Here is a 19,778-nt window from a genome sequence, read left to right as displayed (position 1 = left end):
ATCTGTGGCAAAAAATTATTTTTTAAACTGAGTCAAAGCATTTCGACTAAAATCAGACAAAACCAATTTACCTGTAATTGCCGCACGTTCAAACAAAAGCGATTCCCATTGTTCAGTGCCTTCCCAAATGATTTTTTTCATTTCGTATAAAGCTTCAGGATTATAAGAACTCAGTTTTTCCGCAAAATGATCTACTTCCGAGTCAAGATTGGCCGCATCACATAAAACTGAATATAACCCTTTATTAAAAGCCCATTCAGCCGTTTTCCATTTTTCAGGAGCTAAAGTCATTTCAGACATAGCCGTTTTACCAATTTTTCGGGAAACAGCGGGTTCAATCACAAACGGTCCAATTCCTATTGCGAGTTCAGATAATTTTACATCACTTAGCAATGTTGCGAAAGTATAATCACAAGCCGCGATAATTCCAACACCGCCACCAACTGCTTTTCCCTGAACACGCCCAATGATTAATTTATTGCAATTGCGCATTGCATTGATCAAATGAGCAAAACCAGAAAAAAATTCAGTTCCCTGTTCTTCATTTTCAACCTGTAAAAGTTCATCAAACGAAGCTCCGGAACAAAATACTTTTGCTCCTTTGCTTTTTAAAATAATAACCGAAACATTTTCATTTCGGCTTAAGGAATTAATCTCTGCCGTAAGGCGATCCAATAATTGACGCGGAAAAGAATTACTCGCAGGATGACCAAACTGAACCGTTGCGATAGTATTTTGAAAAGAAGTTTCTAAGCTTCCGTTTGCATTTTCTAAACTCATAAAAAACAGATTTAAAAGTAAAGTTACGCTTTTGAAAAATAATACTCCAGAAACTCACCGAAATTTGTTTTTTGAAAATTATTTAACTTTATTTGTTAACGCTTTGGGGGATTAGCTCATTTGGCTAGAGTACTTGCCTGGCAGGCAAGGGGTGACCGGTTCGAATCCGGTATTCTCCACAAAATAAAAAACCCTTGTAAATTCTGTTTTACAAGGGTTTATTTTTTTTCAGAAATTCTAATTATTTTTCATTTGCCGAATCATCAGCATCAACTCTATCTTTTTCAGCTTTTTTGAAATCGTTATTCAGCAAATTTTCCAATTTCTTTTTTTCTCTCTGATTTTTTCTGATTGTCAACACAACCAAAACCACAACCAAGATTGCCACAATTCCTATTATATTCCAATTGATATCCATGACGCGAATTTTATACTAAATATAAAGCTTTTTTTTATTTCTGTATATTATCAAAAAGTTAAGCCTGTTATTAAAAAATTTGTAGGAACCCTTTTATTATTTACAAAAAACAATTTGAATGCATTAATTCGAAGGCTTTTTTTGCTTTAAAATTAACTATTAAGCAATTTTGACACTGTTTTAGAATGTCATTTTAAATAAAAAACAAAAATTTAACCTAAAATTGAGAATTAATCAACATGTTGTTTGTACTTTTGCAAAAAATTTAAGTAGAAAATTATTCTAAAGAAGACCAAAGCACGTTCAAATCTTTAAGAAAAAAATAAGTATCTGTTTTTGAATTAAGTATCATTTTTAAATATTTCTGAATTAGTACCCCGAAATTATTAAGATAAAAAATTCATATTATAGATAAATACCAAAAAAGCCATGACAAAAGTTATGGCTTTTTTTATTAAAAAATTTACTTTAATAAAAACCCCAACCTGATCGACCCATAAAAATACCCAGAGTTAGTATCAATTCCTGGATCTTTCAATTCTCGGCCTCGATACAGAAAAGAATACGAAATATTGAATTTATTATGGCGGTATTTCAAACCAAACTCCGCATTGAAACGAAGCGGTTCTAAATTGAAAGTAACTGGACTCGTGTCGCTAAACATGCTTCCTTGAATTGTGGCATCATAAAACTGATAATTCACAATTGGCATGGCATAAAAATAAAATTCGCGGATTTCATATTGCGGTTCTGAGCTTACAGAAGCATCATGCAAATTGGAATCGTAAATTGGCTGTAGTTTTTTAAAACCAATTCGGGTGAGAAATCCTGTTGAAACGCCAGTAAAAATAGTTCCTAAATTAGCTTCTGATTGAAAATGAAGATCTATAAAATCATTGTGTTTACTCGGAAATAATTTCTTCGAATACATAGCATGCGCCTGAACAGCAAGAGCATTATGCAACTGATTTTCCCAACCATACACTCTTTTATAGCCAATAAGATGATGAAAACTTTCCTGAGTTTCGCGCCCAAAAGCATTTGGCCCCATATAACCCAATTGAAAATCTATTTTTAGAACTGATTCGCTTTGGTAGAAAAAACTGCGTCCAACTTCTGCGAAAAGATAACCAGTAAAAGGACGATCATTAATATCTACAGCCGTTTGATTGATATATCTTGGATTATAAATGTATTGCCCTAAACGAAATTCGGTTATTTTTTTATTGATTTTTTCATTTTCGTTTTTGGATAAATAACGAAAAAAAAGTTCTAAACCATTGGTATAATACATATCATTTTTAGATGATGTATATAAATCATTATCGGAGATAAAACCGAATTCTTTTGTATTTCCCTGTCCGAAAACCAAAGTTGTTGCGAGCAGAAAAACCGCCAGAAAAACGTTTTTATTTACCATCGTAATTTATTTTTCCAACGTAGCGCATTTCACGAACAATTCTTTCTTTTCGTCTATTAATATAACTTGAAGAACCCGTTGCTTTAAATTTTCTTGGATTTGGAAGAATTGCGGCAATTCCTGCAGCCTGCATTGGCGTCAGGCTCGATGCATCACGGCGGTACCAATGTTCAGTTGCGGCATAAGCGCCATAAACTCCGTCACCCATTTCGATACTGTTCAAATAAACTTCCATGATTCTTTCTTTGCCCCAGATGATCTCAATCAAAACAGTAAAATAAGCTTCTAAACCTTTTCTCAGATAACTTTTTCCTTGCCATAAAAAAACGTTTTTGGCGGTTTGTTGCGAAATCGTACTTCCACCTCTAATTCGGCGGCCGCGTTCGTTGCTTTTATATGCTTTTTGAAGTGCTTTAAAATCGAAACCGTTGTGTGATAAAAAAGTTCCGTCTTCGCTGGCGATTACCGCTTTTTGAAGATTATTCGAAATTTTTTCAATTGGTTCCCAGTCATGATCGAAATAAACTTCCTTACCCGCCATTTTATTTTCGATGGCGCGAATAATCATTAAAGGCGTGAAAGGCACCGGAACATATTTAAAAAAGATAACAGAACCTATTGACAATCCAAAAAACCACAACATTGCTTTGATAAAAAACCATTTGACTTTTTCGCCAAAGGTTCGATTTGTTTTCTTTTTTGCTGCTGGTTTTGGTTTACTTGTTGCCGGCTTTTTTGGTGCTGGTTTTTTGGTTGCTGCCATTATATTAAATCTGCTAATTCTGTTCCTATTAAACTTCCTATTGCTACGCCCATTCCGCCTAAACGTACTCCGCAGAATACATTTTCAGAAAGTGCTGACACAACAGGATTCTTACTGTTCCCAATTCCCATAATCCCACTCCAACGATGCGCAATCTGGAAATCCTGATTTGGTAAAATTACATTTTTCAGCAAATCTTCCAATTTATTTTGAATAATTTTCGTGTTACCAAATTCAGTTGTGGTTTCTCCTTCAAAATCAAGATTTCGGCCTCCGCCAAGTAAAATCCGATCGCCGATATTTCTGAAATAATAATATCCTTTATCTAAATGAAACGTTCCTTTTATATCTAAATTGTGAATAGGTTCTGTAATTAAAACTTGCGCTCTGGCAGGTTTTACAGCGCCATTTGTCAACGATCCGGCAAAACCATTTGTCGCAAAAAACAGTTTTTGGGTTTTAAAACTAAAATCATTCAACACAACTTTAACCTGATTTCCTAAATCAGAATAACCCGTCACGGTTTGCTGATTCAAAATTAAAATATCTGCTGCAACGGCTTGTCTCAACAATTCCTGCATCATATTTCCGGTATCGATTTGCGCTTCAAACGGATTAAAAATTAAATATTCCTGAATATTTTCAAAACCAAAACGATCTACTTCTTTAGAAAAAACATCGGCTTTGAAAAGTGGTTTTAAAACTTCATTTATAAACGGAATTTTCGAAATACATTCGCTAAATCCGAGTTCATCTTCTTTCAAAAATAGTTCATATCCGCCATGAGGTTTAAAATCAATTGCTGAATCGCCCAGTCTTTTTCGGAGCATTTGCAAACCTTTCCAGCGTTTTTCGATAAGCGCCACAACATCATCCTCGGAATGTGTTCTTAAATCATCCAAAATTTCCGAAAGACTTCCAAAACAGGCAAAACCGGCATTTTTTGTGCTCGCGCCTTGGGGCAGCATTCCTCTTTCTAAAACTAAAATTTTAGCAGCAGGAAATCTTTCGCGCAAGCGTAATGCGGCATGCAAACCAACAATTCCGCTGCCTACTATTGTATAATCAATATTTGTAAACCAGTTTTTCAGTTCCCAATAACTCAATTCCATATTCAGACTTTTTTATAAAAATAATGATTTTTTATTCGCCACAACTCGAACGATAATGAATAGACGAAGTAATACATAAATTATTTTTGATTAACTCTGAAAATAAAAATTCGTGAATTCGTGGCGGAAAAACATAGTAGAATTTTAACAGAAATTTGGAATTCTCATTTTCACAAAATGGAATTTAAATGTTGTATTTTTAGCACACAAAAATTACAAGTTTTATTATGAAAAAAGTTTTATTCACAACCTTAATAATGATGAGTTTAAATGCTATCGGACAGAATGTGATGTCTCCGGAATTGTTATGGAAATTAGGACGAGTTACTGCACTTGGACTTTCAAAAGATGAAAAAAATGTTGTTTTTAAAGTTTCTACACCTTCTGTAGCAGAAAACAAATCAACTTCAAAATTGTACATTATTCCAGTTAATGGTGGTAATGCTACTGAGATCAAAGACACAAAAGATGTTTTAAAAGACAAAAACGTTTCGCCTGACGGAAAATTTTTAGTTTACAATGAAGAAGTAAAAATTGATAAGGTTTTAGGAAAAGATTTTTATCCAAATCTTGACAAATCTGATGCTCAAATTTATGATGGTTTGGATTATCGTCACTGGGACACTTGGAACGAAGGTAAATTCAACCATGTTTTTTATAAAGAGAATAAAGATGGCGCTGCCGGAATCGATATTTTAAAAGGCGAAACTTTTGATTCTCCTCAAAAACCTTTTGGTGGCGACGAAGATTATATCTGGTCACCTGATGGAAAAAGCATTTTGTATGTATGCAAGAAAAAAGCAGGAACTGCTTATGCTGTTTCGACAAATACAAACATTTATGAGTACAATTTAGAAACTCAAAAAACAATCAACAGAACCGAAGACAATCTTGGTTACGACACTGCTCCGCAATTTTCTCCGACAGGAAATTTGACTTGGTTGCAAATGAAACGTGACGGTTATGAAGCTGATAAAAACGACATTATTGTTGAATTCAAAGGAATCAAAACCAATTTAACGGCAAATTGGGACGGAACTGTAGATCAATTTATGTGGAGCAAAGACGGCAAAAATGTATTTTTTGTTGCTCCGGTTGATGGAACAAAACAGCTTTTTACAGTTAATTTTCCTGGCTTGACTAAAATGGCAATTAACGTTCGTCAAATTACAAACGGAGATTTTGATGTGGCTGACTTAGTTGGTTTTGCAGGTGATGATATTATTGTTACAAGAACAGATATGAATCATGCTGCTGAAATTTTTTCTTATAATTTGAAGAAAAACACTTGGAAACAAATTTCAAATGTAAACACAGATACTTACAAAACATTAACGCTGAGCAAAACAGAAAAACGTTATGTTACTACAACTGACGGCAAAAAAATGTTGGTTTGGGTAATTTTACCTCCTAATTTTGATGCTACAAAAAAATATCCAACTTTATTATTTTGCCAAGGCGGACCACAAAGTGCGTTGACTCAATCGTATTCTTTCCGTTGGAATTTTTCTTTAATGGCCGCTAAAGGTTATGTTGTAGTTGCACCAAATCGTCGTGGAATGCCAGGACACGGTGTTGCTTGGAATGAACAAATTAGTAAAGATTGGGGCGGACAAGTTATGGACGATTACCTATCTGCAATTGACGATGTTGCTAAAGAAAACTATGTTGACAAAAGCCGTTTAGGATGTGTTGGTGCAAGTTACGGAGGATATTCAGTATTTTATTTAGCGGGAATTCACAACAACCGTTTCAAAACTTTTATCGCTCATGATGGGGTTTTCAACACTGTTTCAATGTTAGGAACTACTGAAGAAGTTTTCTTTAACAATTGGGATTTTGGCGGAGCATATTGGGAAAAAGACAATGCTGTAGCCCAAAAATCATATACAACTTTCAATCCGGCAACTTTAGTGCAAAACTGGAACAGACCAATCTTGATTTTCCAAGGAGGAAAAGATTTCCGTGTGCCAATCGGGCAAGGGCAAGAAGCTTTTCAAGCCGCTCAATTAAGAGGATTAAAAAGTCGTTTTGTTTATTTTCCAGATGAAAACCACTGGGTTTTACATCCGCAAAATGCACAAGTTTGGCAAGGCGAATTTTTTAAATGGCTGAACGAAACGCTATAATTTAAAAAATAAAAAACATTTTAATAGCCACAGATTTTATATAATCTGTGGCTATTTTATTTTCTGAACCTTTGAATTATATAACACTTTCAGTCGTATTTCTCTTTTTAAAACAGATTTTTTTGAATAAATTGCAGTGAATTCGATTTTAAAACCACCACATCCCCACTTTAAAAATCTATGGAAAGCAAAAAAAGTTACACAGCCATCAAAGTGCTTTTCAGCTATGTTGCATTACTTGCATTGGTTGTTACAGTGGGATGGTTCTTATATTCTGAGAATGTAGTATATAATAAATTAGAAGATAAAATTGCATTTGAAAAAACAAAAATCTTAAGAGTCAGCAAACTTTTCTCGAACGTTTACAAAACAGAAAGTTTAGCGCGAAAAACGATCCAAACCAATTCTGATAAAGACTTTAAAAGTTATGTAATTGAAAGTGATTCACTCCGCGCGCGAATCGACACTTTAAAGCAAATTGTTACTACAGAATATCAAAAAGTACTTTTAGACAGCGTAACATATTTATTGGCAGAAAAAACCAAAAATATTCAGCAGCTAAAAACCATAAAAAACAAGGCAGATGACGAAGTTTCAGTAAATTCAGCAATTGATGAAATTACTAAAATGGAGTTTAAGCTTCGTAAATTAGAGCTCCAAGATTTTACTAAAAATCCGAATCAGCTTGGTGCGTATCAAAAAAATGTGCTTCAAAAATATGTTGATTATCTGAATCAGAATATTCCGGATGACAGCACCAATACGCTGAGCAAAAAAGCTTCGGATTCGATTTTAGCGAATTCCAAAAAACTTTTAAGCTCTGTAAAATTAAGAGCCGAAAAGAAAAAAGAATCTTTGAATTTTGAAGAAAATAAATTGCTGAAAAATGAAATCGCAATTTCTGATCAACTGCGAAAAGTACTTCGAATTATTGAACGCGAAATCATCATCAACTCCATAAAAAACAATTCTTTAAAAGAAAAATCACTTAAAAAAGTAAATGAAATCGTAACTGCTTCGGCTATTATTGGTTTGATTCTGACGATTTTCTTTTCTATTTTAATTGTAAGTGATTATTCGAAATCACAATTGTATAAAAAACAGCTTGAAATCGCGAATTTCAAAACAAAGAATCTTCTTAAAAGCCGTGAACAATTGATCTCGACCGTAAGTCATGATTTAAAAACGCCGTTGAGTACCATTGTGGGTTATTCTGAACTTTTAGGCAATTCTGATGTTAATACAAAACAGTCTTATTTCATTAATAATATCAAAAACTCCTCTGAATATATAACACAGTTAGTCCAGGATTTGCTGGATTTTTCTCAAATCGAAGCAGGAAAAATTACGATTGAAAAAGTCCCGTTTTCACTACCACAGATTGTTGATGAAGTAGCCAAAAGTATTCAAACCGTTTACAAACAAAAGAACATAGATTTAATCATTAATATTGATGAAAAACTAAATTCAAAAATTGTTGGAGATCCATTTCGCCTGAAGCAAATTTTAAGCAATATCATTGGAAATGCCTATAAATTTACAGAAGAAGGCTATATCAGAATTAATGCTTTTTTGACTGAAAACAATGATTTTTTTACGATAACAATTGAAGATACCGGAATTGGAATTGAAAAAGGAAATCAGAAATTGGTTTTTGAAGAATTTGCGCAAGCGAATGAAAACATCGAAAAAAAATATGGCGGAACAGGTTTAGGCTTATCAATTTGCCAAAAAATAATTTCGATTTTAGGTGGGACATTACAGCTTGAAAGTATTTTTGGGCAAGGCAGTACTTTCGAAATTCAGCTTCCTTTATTATTTGACACTAGCTCGAATACAATTGAAGAAATTAAAAAACCTATTTTACTTCCAACCAAGTCACAGACTTTTGTTGTTATTGATGATGATATTAATCTGCTGAATTTGACCAGCGGTGTCCTGAGACAGGAAAAACATCAGGTTTTGTCTTTTAGCAATGCCAGTAAAGCTTTGGAAGTTATTCAGAAAACGAATTTTGATTTTGTTATTACCGACATTCAAATGCCAGAAATAGATGGTTTCATGTTTTTAGAAAAACTTAAAAACAGCACTTTTTATCAAAATCAGCCAGTAATTGCTTTAACCGGAAGAGCAGATCTTGACGCTTCAGTTTATTCAGATGCAGGATTTATAACAGTTGTGAAAAAACCGTATTCGCCAAAAATATTGCTGGAAACTATCCGAATTATTTTAGGAAACGAAACACTTCCTCAAGTTGAAACACAAGAAACTGAAGAAAAAACATCAACTAAATTATATTCATTAGAAACGCTTAAAGATTTTCTGGGTCATGACAGCAATGCTTTAAATGATGTTTTAAAATCGTTTATAGAAAGCACAAATGAAAATTTAGTTTATTTGGAAAATGCCATTGCCGATGAAAATGCTGCAGAAATAAATGCAATTGCACATAGAATTGCGCCGATGTTCAAACAAATTGAAGCAAATGAGATTGCCGGAATTTTAGTAGTTTTAGAAAAAAATGATTTTGAAATTGCTGAAGCAAAAAACATTTATACCGATTTAAAAAATAAAATCACTTCACTTTTTAAAATCTTAGACGGCGAAATTGTTTAATCAATATTGTATTGTTTCAATTTATTATAAAGCGTCTTTCTGGTAATTTTAAGCAATTTTGCCGCTTCTGATTTATTGTTTTGTGTTTTTGAAAGTGCATGAATAATTGTTTCTTTTTCATTTTCAGACAAAGAAAAACCAGCCACTGATTCAAAAGAATTTTGTTTTTGAATCTGAAAAAATTCTGCCGGCAGAACTTCGCTTTCAATATAATTTCCACGAGTCAAAAGTGTAGCACGCTTTACACAGTTTTGCAATTCACGTAAATTTCCAGGCCAATTGTAACTTTGAAAAATAGTCACCACTTCTGGCGAAAATCCAATAATATCTTTATTGAGTTGTTGATTGGCTTTTTCCAGAAAATAATCCGCAAAAACCATTAAATCTTCTCCTCTTTCTTTTAAAGAAGGAGAAAGAATCGAAAATTCATTGATTCTATGGTATAAATCTTCTCTAAAATCGCCGTTTTTTACTGCTTCGCGTAAATCTTCATTTGTAGCAGTTATGATTCGGATATCGACGTTTATTTCCTTATTGCTTCCAACGGGTTTTATTTTTCGTTCCTGAAGCGCTCTCAACAATTGAATTTGGTTCTCGTAAGAAAGATTCCCAATTTCATCGAGGAATAAAGTTCCGCCGTTAGCCGCTTCAAAATAACCCATTTTATCGCTGATTGCTCCGGTAAAAGATCCTTTTAAATGTCCAAAGAATTCGCTTGCCGCTAATTCTTTCGGAATTGCACCACAATCAACTGCAATAAAATTATTGTTTTTTCTAGTACTTTGCTGATGAATACTTTTGGCAATAATTTCTTTTCCAGTTCCGCTTTCGCCGATAATCAAAACAGACATATCTGTCGGACTTACCAATTGAATATGATCTAATAATTTTCGTGAAGCAACAGAAATTCCTCTTACGAATTCATTTTCTGAAGAAACTTGTTTTTTAGCTGGTTTCTTCTCTTTAGAAACAACTTCCTCAGTTTCATTATTATTTTGCAAAGCATTAGTAATGACTAATAAAACCTCATCAGGATTAAAAGGTTTCGAAATATAATCGGCTGCACCATTTTTTATCGCTTTTACAGCTGTATTCACATCAGAATAGCCTGTCATCATAATAACAGGAATGTGCGGATGAGAATTTTTGAATTCGGTCATTAATCCAATGCCATCAGAATCAGGCAGACGAAGATCGGTCAAAATCAAATCGAATGATTCATTTTTGATTGCTGATCTGGCTTCTGCAGCAGAGAAAGCTATTGTTACTTCGTATGCTTTTTTTATTAGAAATTTCTCTAATAATTTACAAAACGAAATATCATCTTCTATCAATAATATCTTTGACATCTGTTTTTAAGGACTTTTTTTGCTAAAATAATACTATTAAAGTTGTATTCTCACAAAATTATGCAAAAAAAAAGAGACTGCTATAAGCAATCTCTTTTTCACCAAAAACATAAATCTAATTCACCTAATTATATTTATAATATATTTATTATATTTTCAGCCAATTGCCATTGACATCTGAGTAAACAGTAGCCTTTTGGTCCTTAACTGATATTTCTAATTTGTATTCTTTTTTCTCGTTTACATATGCTTTTTCCAGTTTTGCATTTGGATAAGCGGTCTGTAGAGCAGTTTTTACAGCTGCCGGAACAGCATCTGTAGCTACTTCTGTATATTCAGTTTGAACTAAAACAGATATTTCTGTTTTAGTTTGTATCGTTTCTGCGTTTGCAGAAAAAGACAAACTTGCTAGAACAACTACGGCTGTTGCGATGGCTAACTTTTTCATATTGCTCATAAATTATTTTTTAATAATATTTCCAGAAGCATCTGTAAAAAAAGTATACTTTTTCTCTCCGCTTGCTATGACAAGTTTATACTCATTTTTAGCATTTTTATACGCTTTTTCTAGTTTTGTACCAGCAAAAGATTTTTCAATAGTCGATTTTACTGCTGCCGGAACAGCATCTAAAGCTACTTCAGTATATTCATCTTGAATGTTAACTGATTGGACCAATTCGGTCTTTGCAACAACAGTTGCAGCATTGATTGACAAACTTCCAAAAACGACAGCTGCCGATAAGATTAACTTTTTCATAGTGGGGATATTTTAAATAGTTACTTTTTAAGAATGTTTCCTTTTTCGTCAGTGTAAACTGTTGATTTCACGTCTCTAACAATAATGTCGATTTTGTATTCTTTTTTATCGTTTACATACGCTTTATCAAGTTTTACACCAGGATAAGCATTATCTAAAGCAGTTTTGATAGCCGCCGGAACAGCATCAACTTCTTTATATTCATCCTGAAATTTTACTGTTGCTACATTGGCAACAATTGGTGTGGCTTGTATTGACAGCCCTCCTAAAAGGATTGCTGCCGATAAGATTAACTTTTTCATAACGTAATATTTTTAGTTGTTGAACTTCTTATTTTTTGATCCAAGATCCATCTGCATTTGCATACAGAGAACCCACTTTATCACCTACTGTAATTTCAAGCTTATATTGTGAAGCTGTATTTTTGTAAGCTTTATTAAGTACTGCTGTTGGATATGCTTTTTTAAGCGCATCTGTAACTGCAGAAGGAACTTCTTCATTTTTAATTTCTGTGTATTCATCCTGAACAGAAATTGATTTTACGATTGAATTTGTAATTGGAGAAGTTGAAGCAAATGATGTTAAACTTCCCAAAACGATTGCGGCTGATAAAAATAAATTTTTCATAGTGTGTATATTTAATAGAGTTAATTAATTTGATTGGAACAAAAAGGGATTATTTTTTAACCCATGTTCCGTCTGCATTTGCATAAACAGAACCTACTTTGTCACCTACAGTAACGTCAAGTTTATATTGTGATGCAGCATTTTTGTATGCTTTTGAAAGCACTGCATCTGGGTAGGCTTTTTTAAGTGCGTCTGTAACTGCAGTAGGAACTTCTTCTAATTTGATTTCAGTGTACTCGTCTTGAATTGAAACTGTTTTTACGATTGAATTTGATATTGGAGAAGTCGAAGTCGAAGCAAATGATGTTAAACCTCCCAAAACGATTGCGGCTGATAGAAATAATTTTTTCATGATAATAGTATTTTAAGATAGTTAATTTGATTTTAGTATTTTTTATTTGAAAATACATGGGACGCGTCTTTAGATTATTTTTGAATCCAAGTTCCGTCGGCGTTAGCAAAAAGATTTCCTTCTTTGCCTCCAACTGTTACATCCAGTTTATATTGTGCTTTTTCATTTTTATATGCTTTAGAAACTACTGCATTTGGAAAAGATTTTTTTAAAGCGTCAGTAACTGCAGCTGGCAATTCTTCTAATTTGATTTCAGTATATTCATCCTGAATTGAAACTATTTTTACAATAGAATCTTCATTTGAAGAGTTTGCTGCGAATGAAGTTAAACTTCCCAAAACAATAGCGGCTGATAATAATATCTTTTTCATAATGTAAATTTTAGTTTTGTTTATAGTTGTTTACGCTTTAGATAATGAAATTATTATGCCGTAAAGTAAAAACACACCTCCATCACACCTAATCCCTTGTTTTTAAAGGATTTTTCATTATCATGCCAAAATTTTCAAATTGTAAAAAGTGTGTAATTATCTAAATGAGTGTGTAAAAATTATACACTTTTAGTGTTTCCTAACGTATGAAAACAACAAAACCCGATAAGTTAAAAACTCGTCGGGTTTGTAGTAAAAATAAAAAAGGCTGTCAAAATCGACAGCCTTTTAAAATTATTCTGGACTATTCATTTTGAAAGTATCCATAAATGCAGTTGTATAATCACCTGCAATATATTTTGGATCATCCATTAATTGTCTGTGGAAAGGTATTGTAGTTTTCACACCTTCGATTACGAATTCATCCAAAGCTCTTCTCATTTTACTGATAGCTTCTTCACGAGATTGTGCAGTTGTAATCAACTTAGCAATCATAGAATCGTAATTTGGTGGAATACTGTAACCAGAATAAACGTGAGTATCTAAACGTACTCCGTGTCCTCCTGGCATATGAAGAGTACTAATTTTTCCTGGTGAAGGACGAAAATCGTTATAAGGATCTTCAGCATTAATACGGCATTCGATAGCGTGTAATTGTGGTAAATAGTTTTTACCTGAAATTGGAATTCCAGCTGCAACCATAATTTGCTCGCGGATCAAATCGTAATCAATTACTTGTTCAGTAATTGGGTGTTCAACCTGAATACGAGTATTCATTTCCATGAAGTAGAAATTTCTGTGTTTGTCAACTAAGAATTCTACAGTTCCAGCTCCTTCGTATTTAATGAACTCAGCAGCTTTTACAGCAGCTTCTCCCATTTTAGTACGTAATTCGTCTGTCATGAAAGGCGAAGGTGTTTCTTCAGTAAGTTTTTGGTGACGACGTTGTACTGAACAGTCTCTTTCAGAAAGGTGACATGCTTTTCCATAAGAATCTCCAACTACTTGAATTTCGATATGACGTGGTTCTTCAATAAGTTTCTCCATGTACATTCCGTCATTTCCAAATGCTGCAGCAGCTTCCTGACGTGCGCTTTCCCAAGCTTTCAAAAGCTCATCTTCTTTCCAGATAGCACGCATTCCTTTTCCACCACCACCAGCAGTAGCTTTCATCATAACTGGGTAACCAATTTCTTTAGCTACTTTTTGTGCATGTTCGTAAGATTCTAATAATCCGTCTGAACCTGGTACACAAGGTACTCCTGCCGCTTTCATTGTAGCTTTTGCAGAAGCTTTATCTCCCATTCTATCGATCATTTCAGGAGCTGCACCAATAAATTTGATTCCGTGCTCTTGACAAATTTTTGAGAATTTAGCATTCTCAGAAAGGAAACCGTATCCTGGGTGAATTGCATCTGCATTTGTAATTTCTGCAGCAGCAATAATATTTGACATTTTTAAGTACGATAAGTTACTTGGCGGGGGACCAATACAAACCGCTTCATCAGCAAACTTAACATGTAAGCTTTCTGCATCGGCTGTAGAGTAAACGGCAACTGTTTTAATTCCCATTTCCTTACATGTACGAATTACACGAAGTGCAATTTCTCCTCTATTCGCAATTAATATTTTTTTAAACATCTTATTTTAATTAGATAATTAGACAATTTGATAATTAGATAATTTTAGATGTCTGATATTAATTCCGCAGATCATCTAAAACCTAAAATCTAAAATCTAAATTTATTTATGATGGATCTACTAAGAATAAAGGTTGATCAAATTCAACTGGAGACATATCGTCAACAAGAATTTTAACAATTTTTCCTGAAACTTCTGATTCGATTTCGTTGAATAATTTCATTGCTTCAATTACACAAAGAACATCTCCTTTTGCGATAGTGCTTCCTACTTCAGTGAAAACTGGTTTGTCTGGAGATGGTTTTCTATAGAATGTTCCAATAATTGGAGATTTTATAGTTATGAATTTAGAATCGTTAGCAGCCGGTGCTTCTGGAGTTACATTTACAACAACTGGCGCAGCAACCTGTGGGGCAGCAGCTTGTGGCAATGCAGCCTGAGCTGGCAATTGCTGAACATAAGTAGCCTCAGTTACATTTGTTTCCAAAGTTGTTCTAATAGTGATTTTTACATCATCCATTTCCAACTTTACCTCAGCAACTCCCGAATTTGCTACAAATTTGATTAGGTTTTGAATTTCTTTTAAATCCATAATGATTCGTTTTTAGTTTTGATTTATTTTGTATCGTAAGCCCATTTTAAATAGATAGATCCCCAAGTGAATCCACCACCGAAAGCGGCTAAAATAATATTATCTCCTTTTTTGAATTTGTGTTCAAAATCACTTAATACTAATGGCAAAGTTGCTGAAGTTGTATTTCCATATTTTTCAATATTCATCAACACTTTTGAATCTTCAAGATTCATTCTGCTTGCAGTAGCATCAATAATACGTTTATTTGCCTGATGTGGCACTAACCAATCTACATCTTCGTTAGTCAAATTGTTTCTTTTAACAATCAATTCACTAGCGTCTGCCATGTTAGTAACTGCATATTTAAAAACAGTTTTTCCGTCTTGAATAATGTTGTGTTGTCTGTTTTTAACGGTCTCTTCTGTAGTTGGAATTAGAGAACCTCCAGCAGAAATTTTAAGAAAATCGCGTCCCACACCATCACTTCTTAGGTATTCATCTTGCAAACCTAAACCTTCATAATTTGGTTCAAACAAAACAGCACCTGCTCCATCTCCAAAAATAATACAAGTAGATCTGTCTGTGTAATCTACAATTGATGACATTTTATCGGCACCAATTAATAAAACTTTTTTGTAACGTCCTGACTGTACGTAAGCCGCAGCAGTTGACATTCCGTACAAGAAACTTGAACATGCAGCCTGCAAATCATATGCAAATGCATTAGTAGCTCCAATTTCTGTTGCAACATAAACTCCTGTAGAGGCTACTGGCATATCTGCAGTAGCTGTTGCCATTATAACCATATCAATCTCTAACGGATCGATATTTGCTTTCGCTATTAAATCCTGCGCTGCTTTTATAGCAAGAAACGATGTTCCTTTGTCAGCATCTTTCAGAATTCTTCTTTCTTTAATTCCGGTACGAGTGGTAATCCATTCGTCATTGGTATCAACCATTGTTTCTAAAACTTTGTTTGAAAGTACAAAGTCAGGAACATAAGCTCCAACAGCGGTAATTGCGGCTGTGATTGTATTCATTATATTCTATTATTTCCTTTCAAATACGGTGTATTTGAAAAATTTTTAAAAGACTTGAAAATTACAAAAAAAAACGTAACGAATTTGTCTATATTTTCCTAAAAAACGAAAATTATAACCAACAAAAAAAACTCTCACTATGTGAGAGTTCTAGTATAATTTACAAAAACGTATTAAGCAACCGCTTCAGATTTATCGATAACAACTTGCCCTCTGTAGTACATTTTACCTTCATGCCAGTAAGCTCTGTGGTATAAATGTGCTTCTCCAGTAATTGGACATGTAGCGATTTGAGCTACAGTAGCTTTATAATGTGTTCTTCTCTTATCTCTTCTTGTTTTCGAGGTTTTTCTCTTAGGATGTGCCATTTTACTATATTATTTATCCGTTAATAGTTTCTTTAATTTTTCCCAACGCGGGTCAATATCTTCTTCTTGTTTACTCTCTTCCTTTTGTTCTTTTACACTTAATTCATTCAGTTTGTTTAAAGCTTCAGTTTGCAAACTTCCGTCTTTCACTCCTGGATGAACTCGTTTTAGAGGTACCGACAACGCAATCATTTCATAAATGTATTGTGCAACATCTATTTCAAACTCTCCGTGTGGCAATATCAGCAACTCTTCATTGTCATTATTAAACTCATCTCCAAAACGAACGATTAATTTCATTTTCCCTTTTATAGGTAAATCAAAATCTTCGCCTGTCAGATCACAAGGCACATTTACAGTTCCTTTGTGTTTAAAATCCAATTCAAGCATAGTGCTTTTCTTATCTAAAACTAAACTAACTTTGATATCCGAACTTTGAAATTCGTTATACTCAAAGTTCTCAAAGAACTTGTTATTTACCTGATACTCAAAATGGTGTTTTCCTAGTTTTAATCCTACGAAAGGAATTAAAAATTCTTTTGTTTTGCTCATTTCAACATCAATTTGAACAATTCGCATCTGTAAACAGATATCTGAATTGGGGTGCAAAGATATAAAATTATTATAAATCTAATAATCTTATTGACCTTTTTTTGTTTATAACTGTTTTTCTTTTATTTTTAGAGGTTTTTGGCTAATCTCCTCATACTGATTACGCGAGCGAAAAATATCGATCGCAAGATAAACTGCTTCTTTAAACGAATTAAAATCTGCCATATCTTTTCCTGCAATATCATAGGCTGTACCGTGATCTGGCGAAGTTCTAACTTTATTCAAACCTGCCGTATAATTCACTCCTTTGCCAAAAGATAGTGTTTTAAAAGGAATTAATCCCTGATCATGATAAGTTGCAATAATTGCATCATATTTTTCATATTGACCACTTCCAAAGAAGCCATCTGCAGAAAAAGGCCCAAAAACCATTGTTCCCGACTCAAATATTTTTTTCAAAGTTGGTTTCAAAATCAAATCTTCTTCTTTTCCGATAACTCCGCCATCTCCACTATGAGGATTTAATCCCAGAACAGCAATTTTTGGCTTCACTATACTAAAATCCTGAATCAATGATTTTCTGATTGTTTCGATTTTTCTTGTGATTAATTCTTCCGTCAAATGTGATGAAACTTCATTTAAAGGAACATGATCTGTTAACAAACCAACTCTTAAATTATCCTGAACCATCATCATCAATGCATCACCTTCAAGCTCTTTGTCCAAATAATCTGTATGACCCGGAAATTTAAATTCCTCTGACTGAATATTATATTTATTAATTGGAGCTGTAACTAAAACATCAATTGAACCTTCTTTCAAAGCTTTGGTTGCTGCCACAAAAGATTTAATGGCATATTCGCCAATTTTTTCATCATTTTTCCCAAGAGCAATATCAACACCTTCTTTCCAAAGGTTTAAAACATTCACTTTTCCTGGCAAAACCTGTTCTAATTTATCAACTCCATGAAATTGAACAGAAGATGTAAAACTTTTTTTAATGAAAGAAAGTATTTTAGCATTTGCAAAAATAACTGGCGTACACAATTCTAGCATACGAGAATCCTCGAATGTTTTCAATATAACTTCGCTTCCAATACCGTTTAAATCTCCAATTGAAATTCCAACAATTATATTTTCTGCTTTTTTATTCATGAGCTCAGCTTATTTATTACTAATTTTGATGTGCAAATTTAGTAAAATAAAACAACAATGTTCACAGGAATTATAGAAACCCTAGGAAGGGTTCATGAAATACAAAAAGACCAAGGCAATCTTCACATCACAGTTGACTCCTCTATTACTAATGAATTAAAAATCGACCAAAGTGTTTCTCATAACGGAATCTGTCTGACGGTTGTATCAATAAAAGATTCTTTTTACACAGTAACAGCAATTGGAGAAACGATTTTAAAAACCAATATAAGCGACTGGAAAACCGGCGACATTGTTAATTTAGAACGAGGCATGAAACTTGACGCTCGTCTTGACGGACATATTGTTCAGGGACACGTAGACCAAACGGGAACTTGTATTAAAATCGAGGAAGCAAACGGAAGCTGGAATTACACTTTTGAATACGACAAAAACCTTAGCAACATTACTATTGAAAAAGGCTCAATTACTGTAAACGGAGTAAGTCTTACTGTAGTCAATTCAAAAACAAATGAATTTAGCGTTTCAATAATACCTTATACTTTTGAAAATACCAATTTCAAAAATTTTGTAGTTGGAACAAAAATAAACTTAGAATTTGATGTTATTGGAAAATATATCTCACGATTATATTCGATAAACAAATAACGGCAACTTATTTTCATAAAAAAAGCTTCAATTTAAATTGAAGCTTTTTTTATAGAATCATATCTGCGAATTACATATATACCAAATATTAACGCGCATCCGGCCAAAATAAATATTTTTTGATCGATAGGCACTCCCGGAGGTGCTGGTGGTCCATCGTCGTCGTCGTCAGCAGTTGTTGCAGCACTTCTAGCTGCTGATTGTGGTGGTTGCGGAGGCGTTGGAGCAGCCATAACACTCATAACTGTCATTAAGACAAAACAACATGCAAAAAAAATAGTTTTCGTTATCTTCATAAGTTTAAACCTGTCACAGACAAGCGATTTTAAATTAGACTTGGGGTCTTTTATGAAATTTCGTACAAGCCCTTTATACCAAAGCACTCGACCCGACAAATGTAGAAGATTTTTACAGAAATACAACCCTAAAAACAAAAAAAGCTTCATAAAAATTTATGAAGCTTTTATATTTTGTGGTCCCACCTGGGCTCGAACCAGGGACCACCTGATTATGAGTCAGGTGCTCTAACCAGCTGAGCTATAGGACCGGTTTGAGGATGCAATATTACTACTATTTTTCATTCACTCCAAATATTTTAAGACATCATTTGTATTTAATTCTATTTTGAAGTATCAGTATTAAAAAACGAGATTGATTTTCAATACCTTATTTAAAAACAAAAAAAACTTTTTTTTATTTAATTTCCTGACAAAGCTCTACTAAAACACCATTAGTATTCTTCGGGTGTAGAAAAACAACCAATTTATTGTCGGCACCTTTCTTAGGAACTTCATTTATCAGAACAAAACCTTCACTTTTTAAACGTGTAATTTCAGCTTCGATATCATCAACATCAAAAGCGATGTGATGAATTCCTTCTCCTTTTTTCTCTAAAAATTTTGCAATCGGACTTTCTGGATTGGTTGCAACTAAAAGTTCAATTTTATTGTTTCCTGTCTGAAAAAAAGAAGTCAAAACGCCTTCGCTTTCTACAGCTTCCATTTTATAGGATGGAACACCCAGCATTTTTTCAAACAATACATTTGCATCGTCCATATTTTTTACCGCAATCCCTATATGTTCTATTTTATTTACCATTGTTTCAA

The 19,778-nt window shown here is 33.5% G+C and carries 23 protein-coding genes and 2 tRNA genes; 4 read left to right on the top strand and 21 right to left on the bottom strand.

The features are described 5' to 3' along the window. Positions 1–15: 15 nt before the first annotated feature. Positions 16–780 carry an enoyl-CoA hydratase/isomerase family protein gene (locus tag ACNFIH_RS14430; RefSeq protein ID WP_426483682.1) on the bottom strand — a complete coding sequence of 255 codons (765 nt, stop codon included), beginning with the start codon at positions 778–780 and terminating at the stop codon, positions 16–18. 105 nt (positions 781–885) lie between these two features. Here ACNFIH_RS14430 and ACNFIH_RS14425 point away from each other — a divergent pair. Continuing rightward, positions 886–959 (top strand) — tRNA-Ala (locus ACNFIH_RS14425). Positions 960–1,021: 62 nt separating this feature from the next. On the opposite strand, the gene ACNFIH_RS14420 is transcribed toward ACNFIH_RS14425, so the two are convergent. From ACNFIH_RS14420 to ACNFIH_RS14405, 4 genes are all read right to left on the bottom strand, one after another. Then, positions 1,022–1,198, bottom strand: coding sequence for a hypothetical protein (locus ACNFIH_RS14420; RefSeq protein ID WP_426483681.1), 177 nt, complete (start codon positions 1,196–1,198; stop codon positions 1,022–1,024). A 463-nt stretch (positions 1,199–1,661) separates the two neighbouring features. Continuing rightward, the gene (locus ACNFIH_RS14415; protein ID WP_426483680.1) at positions 1,662–2,618 is read right to left on the bottom strand and encodes a lipid A deacylase LpxR family protein; all 957 of its coding nucleotides are present in this window, start codon (positions 2,616–2,618) and stop codon (positions 1,662–1,664) included. Beyond that, complete coding sequence (mtgA, locus tag ACNFIH_RS14410) at positions 2,608–3,381, bottom strand: monofunctional biosynthetic peptidoglycan transglycosylase (protein WP_426483679.1); 774 nt, start codon at positions 3,379–3,381, stop codon at positions 2,608–2,610. The genes ACNFIH_RS14415 and mtgA overlap by 11 nt, the downstream gene beginning before the upstream one ends. Beyond that, a complete protein-coding gene (locus ACNFIH_RS14405; protein WP_426483678.1) occupies positions 3,381–4,493 on the bottom strand; it encodes an NAD(P)/FAD-dependent oxidoreductase in 1,113 nt (370 codons plus the stop codon). Before ACNFIH_RS14405 ends, mtgA begins: the two co-directional genes overlap by 1 nt. A 227-nt stretch (positions 4,494–4,720) precedes the next feature. On the opposite strand from ACNFIH_RS14405, the gene ACNFIH_RS14400 reads away from it, so the two are divergent. Continuing rightward, a complete protein-coding gene (locus ACNFIH_RS14400) occupies positions 4,721–6,622 on the top strand; it encodes an alpha/beta fold hydrolase (protein ID WP_426483677.1) in 1,902 nt (633 codons plus the stop codon). A gap of 180 nt (positions 6,623–6,802) precedes the next feature. Next, positions 6,803–9,238 carry an ATP-binding response regulator gene (locus ACNFIH_RS14395; protein ID WP_426483676.1) on the top strand — a complete coding sequence of 812 codons (2,436 nt, stop codon included), beginning with the start codon at positions 6,803–6,805 and terminating at the stop codon, positions 9,236–9,238. Here the strand turns inward: ACNFIH_RS14395 and ACNFIH_RS14390 are convergent. From ACNFIH_RS14390 to pdxA, 13 genes are all read right to left on the bottom strand, one after another. Beyond that, positions 9,235–10,587, bottom strand: a complete 1,353-nt coding sequence (locus ACNFIH_RS14390) for a sigma-54-dependent transcriptional regulator (RefSeq protein ID WP_035653215.1) — start codon at positions 10,585–10,587, stop codon at positions 9,235–9,237. The two genes, ACNFIH_RS14395 and ACNFIH_RS14390, sit on opposite strands and share 4 nt — an antisense overlap. A 148-nt stretch (positions 10,588–10,735) precedes the next feature. Further along, positions 10,736–11,044 carry a hypothetical protein gene (locus ACNFIH_RS14385; protein ID WP_426483675.1) on the bottom strand — a complete coding sequence of 103 codons (309 nt, stop codon included), beginning with the start codon at positions 11,042–11,044 and terminating at the stop codon, positions 10,736–10,738. 3 nt (positions 11,045–11,047) lie between these two features. Beyond that, positions 11,048–11,344 carry a hypothetical protein gene (locus ACNFIH_RS14380; RefSeq protein WP_142451585.1) on the bottom strand — a complete coding sequence of 99 codons (297 nt, stop codon included), beginning with the start codon at positions 11,342–11,344 and terminating at the stop codon, positions 11,048–11,050. A 20-nt stretch (positions 11,345–11,364) separates the two neighbouring features. Further along, positions 11,365–11,646, bottom strand: a complete 282-nt coding sequence (locus ACNFIH_RS14375; RefSeq protein ID WP_035653207.1) for a hypothetical protein — start codon at positions 11,644–11,646, stop codon at positions 11,365–11,367. Between the two features lie 28 nt (positions 11,647–11,674). After that, complete coding sequence (locus ACNFIH_RS14370) at positions 11,675–11,971, bottom strand: hypothetical protein (RefSeq protein WP_142451582.1); 297 nt, start codon at positions 11,969–11,971, stop codon at positions 11,675–11,677. Positions 11,972–12,020: 49 nt separating this feature from the next. Further along, positions 12,021–12,323, bottom strand: coding sequence for a hypothetical protein (locus tag ACNFIH_RS14365; RefSeq protein WP_426483674.1), 303 nt, complete (start codon positions 12,321–12,323; stop codon positions 12,021–12,023). 74 nt (positions 12,324–12,397) lie between these two features. Beyond that, complete coding sequence (locus ACNFIH_RS14360) at positions 12,398–12,694, bottom strand: hypothetical protein (protein WP_426483673.1); 297 nt, start codon at positions 12,692–12,694, stop codon at positions 12,398–12,400. Between the two features lie 294 nt (positions 12,695–12,988). Beyond that, positions 12,989–14,335: an acetyl-CoA carboxylase biotin carboxylase subunit gene (accC, locus tag ACNFIH_RS14355; RefSeq protein WP_426483672.1), complete on the bottom strand. Its 1,347-nt coding sequence runs from the start codon at positions 14,333–14,335 to the stop codon at positions 12,989–12,991. A 106-nt stretch (positions 14,336–14,441) separates the two neighbouring features. Continuing rightward, positions 14,442–14,927 (bottom strand): acetyl-CoA carboxylase biotin carboxyl carrier protein, encoded by a 486-nt coding sequence (gene accB / locus ACNFIH_RS14350; protein WP_115887483.1) that lies wholly within the window; start codon positions 14,925–14,927, stop codon positions 14,442–14,444. Positions 14,928–14,950: 23 nt separating this feature from the next. Then, positions 14,951–15,949 (bottom strand): beta-ketoacyl-ACP synthase III, encoded by a 999-nt coding sequence (locus ACNFIH_RS14345; RefSeq protein WP_035653192.1) that lies wholly within the window; start codon positions 15,947–15,949, stop codon positions 14,951–14,953. A gap of 173 nt (positions 15,950–16,122) precedes the next feature. Beyond that, complete coding sequence (rpmF, locus tag ACNFIH_RS14340) at positions 16,123–16,317, bottom strand: 50S ribosomal protein L32 (protein WP_008465217.1); 195 nt, start codon at positions 16,315–16,317, stop codon at positions 16,123–16,125. A 9-nt stretch (positions 16,318–16,326) separates the two neighbouring features. Continuing rightward, a complete protein-coding gene (locus ACNFIH_RS14335) occupies positions 16,327–16,869 on the bottom strand; it encodes a YceD family protein (protein ID WP_426483671.1) in 543 nt (180 codons plus the stop codon). Between the two features lie 105 nt (positions 16,870–16,974). Next, on the bottom strand, positions 16,975–18,024 hold the full coding sequence (gene pdxA, locus ACNFIH_RS14330) for a 4-hydroxythreonine-4-phosphate dehydrogenase PdxA (RefSeq protein WP_426483670.1): 1,050 nt from the start codon (positions 18,022–18,024) through the stop codon (positions 16,975–16,977). Positions 18,025–18,081: 57 nt separating this feature from the next. Between pdxA and ACNFIH_RS14325 the strand changes: the two genes are divergently transcribed. Beyond that, positions 18,082–18,672 (top strand): riboflavin synthase, encoded by a 591-nt coding sequence (locus ACNFIH_RS14325; RefSeq protein WP_426483669.1) that lies wholly within the window; start codon positions 18,082–18,084, stop codon positions 18,670–18,672. A 32-nt stretch (positions 18,673–18,704) separates the two neighbouring features. Here ACNFIH_RS14325 and ACNFIH_RS14320 read toward each other — a convergent pair whose 3' ends face one another. The 3 genes from ACNFIH_RS14320 to mce all read right to left on the bottom strand — a co-directional run bounded on the left by ACNFIH_RS14320 (position 18,705) and on the right by mce (position 19,770). Beyond that, positions 18,705–18,968, bottom strand: coding sequence for a hypothetical protein (locus tag ACNFIH_RS14320; protein ID WP_426483668.1), 264 nt, complete (start codon positions 18,966–18,968; stop codon positions 18,705–18,707). A 177-nt stretch (positions 18,969–19,145) separates the two neighbouring features. After that, positions 19,146–19,219: transfer RNA gene (locus ACNFIH_RS14315), tRNA-Ile, on the bottom strand. Positions 19,220–19,365: 146 nt separating this feature from the next. Beyond that, positions 19,366–19,770: a methylmalonyl-CoA epimerase gene (gene mce / locus ACNFIH_RS14310; RefSeq protein ID WP_142451567.1), complete on the bottom strand. Its 405-nt coding sequence runs from the start codon at positions 19,768–19,770 to the stop codon at positions 19,366–19,368. Between the last annotated feature and the right edge of the window lie 8 nt (positions 19,771–19,778).

Source organism: Flavobacterium sp. 2, assembly GCF_049949195.1.
In the GTDB taxonomy this organism is placed as follows: Bacteria; Bacteroidota; Bacteroidia; order Flavobacteriales; family Flavobacteriaceae; genus Flavobacterium.
This window is presented reverse-complemented; position numbering and strand designations above follow the sequence as displayed.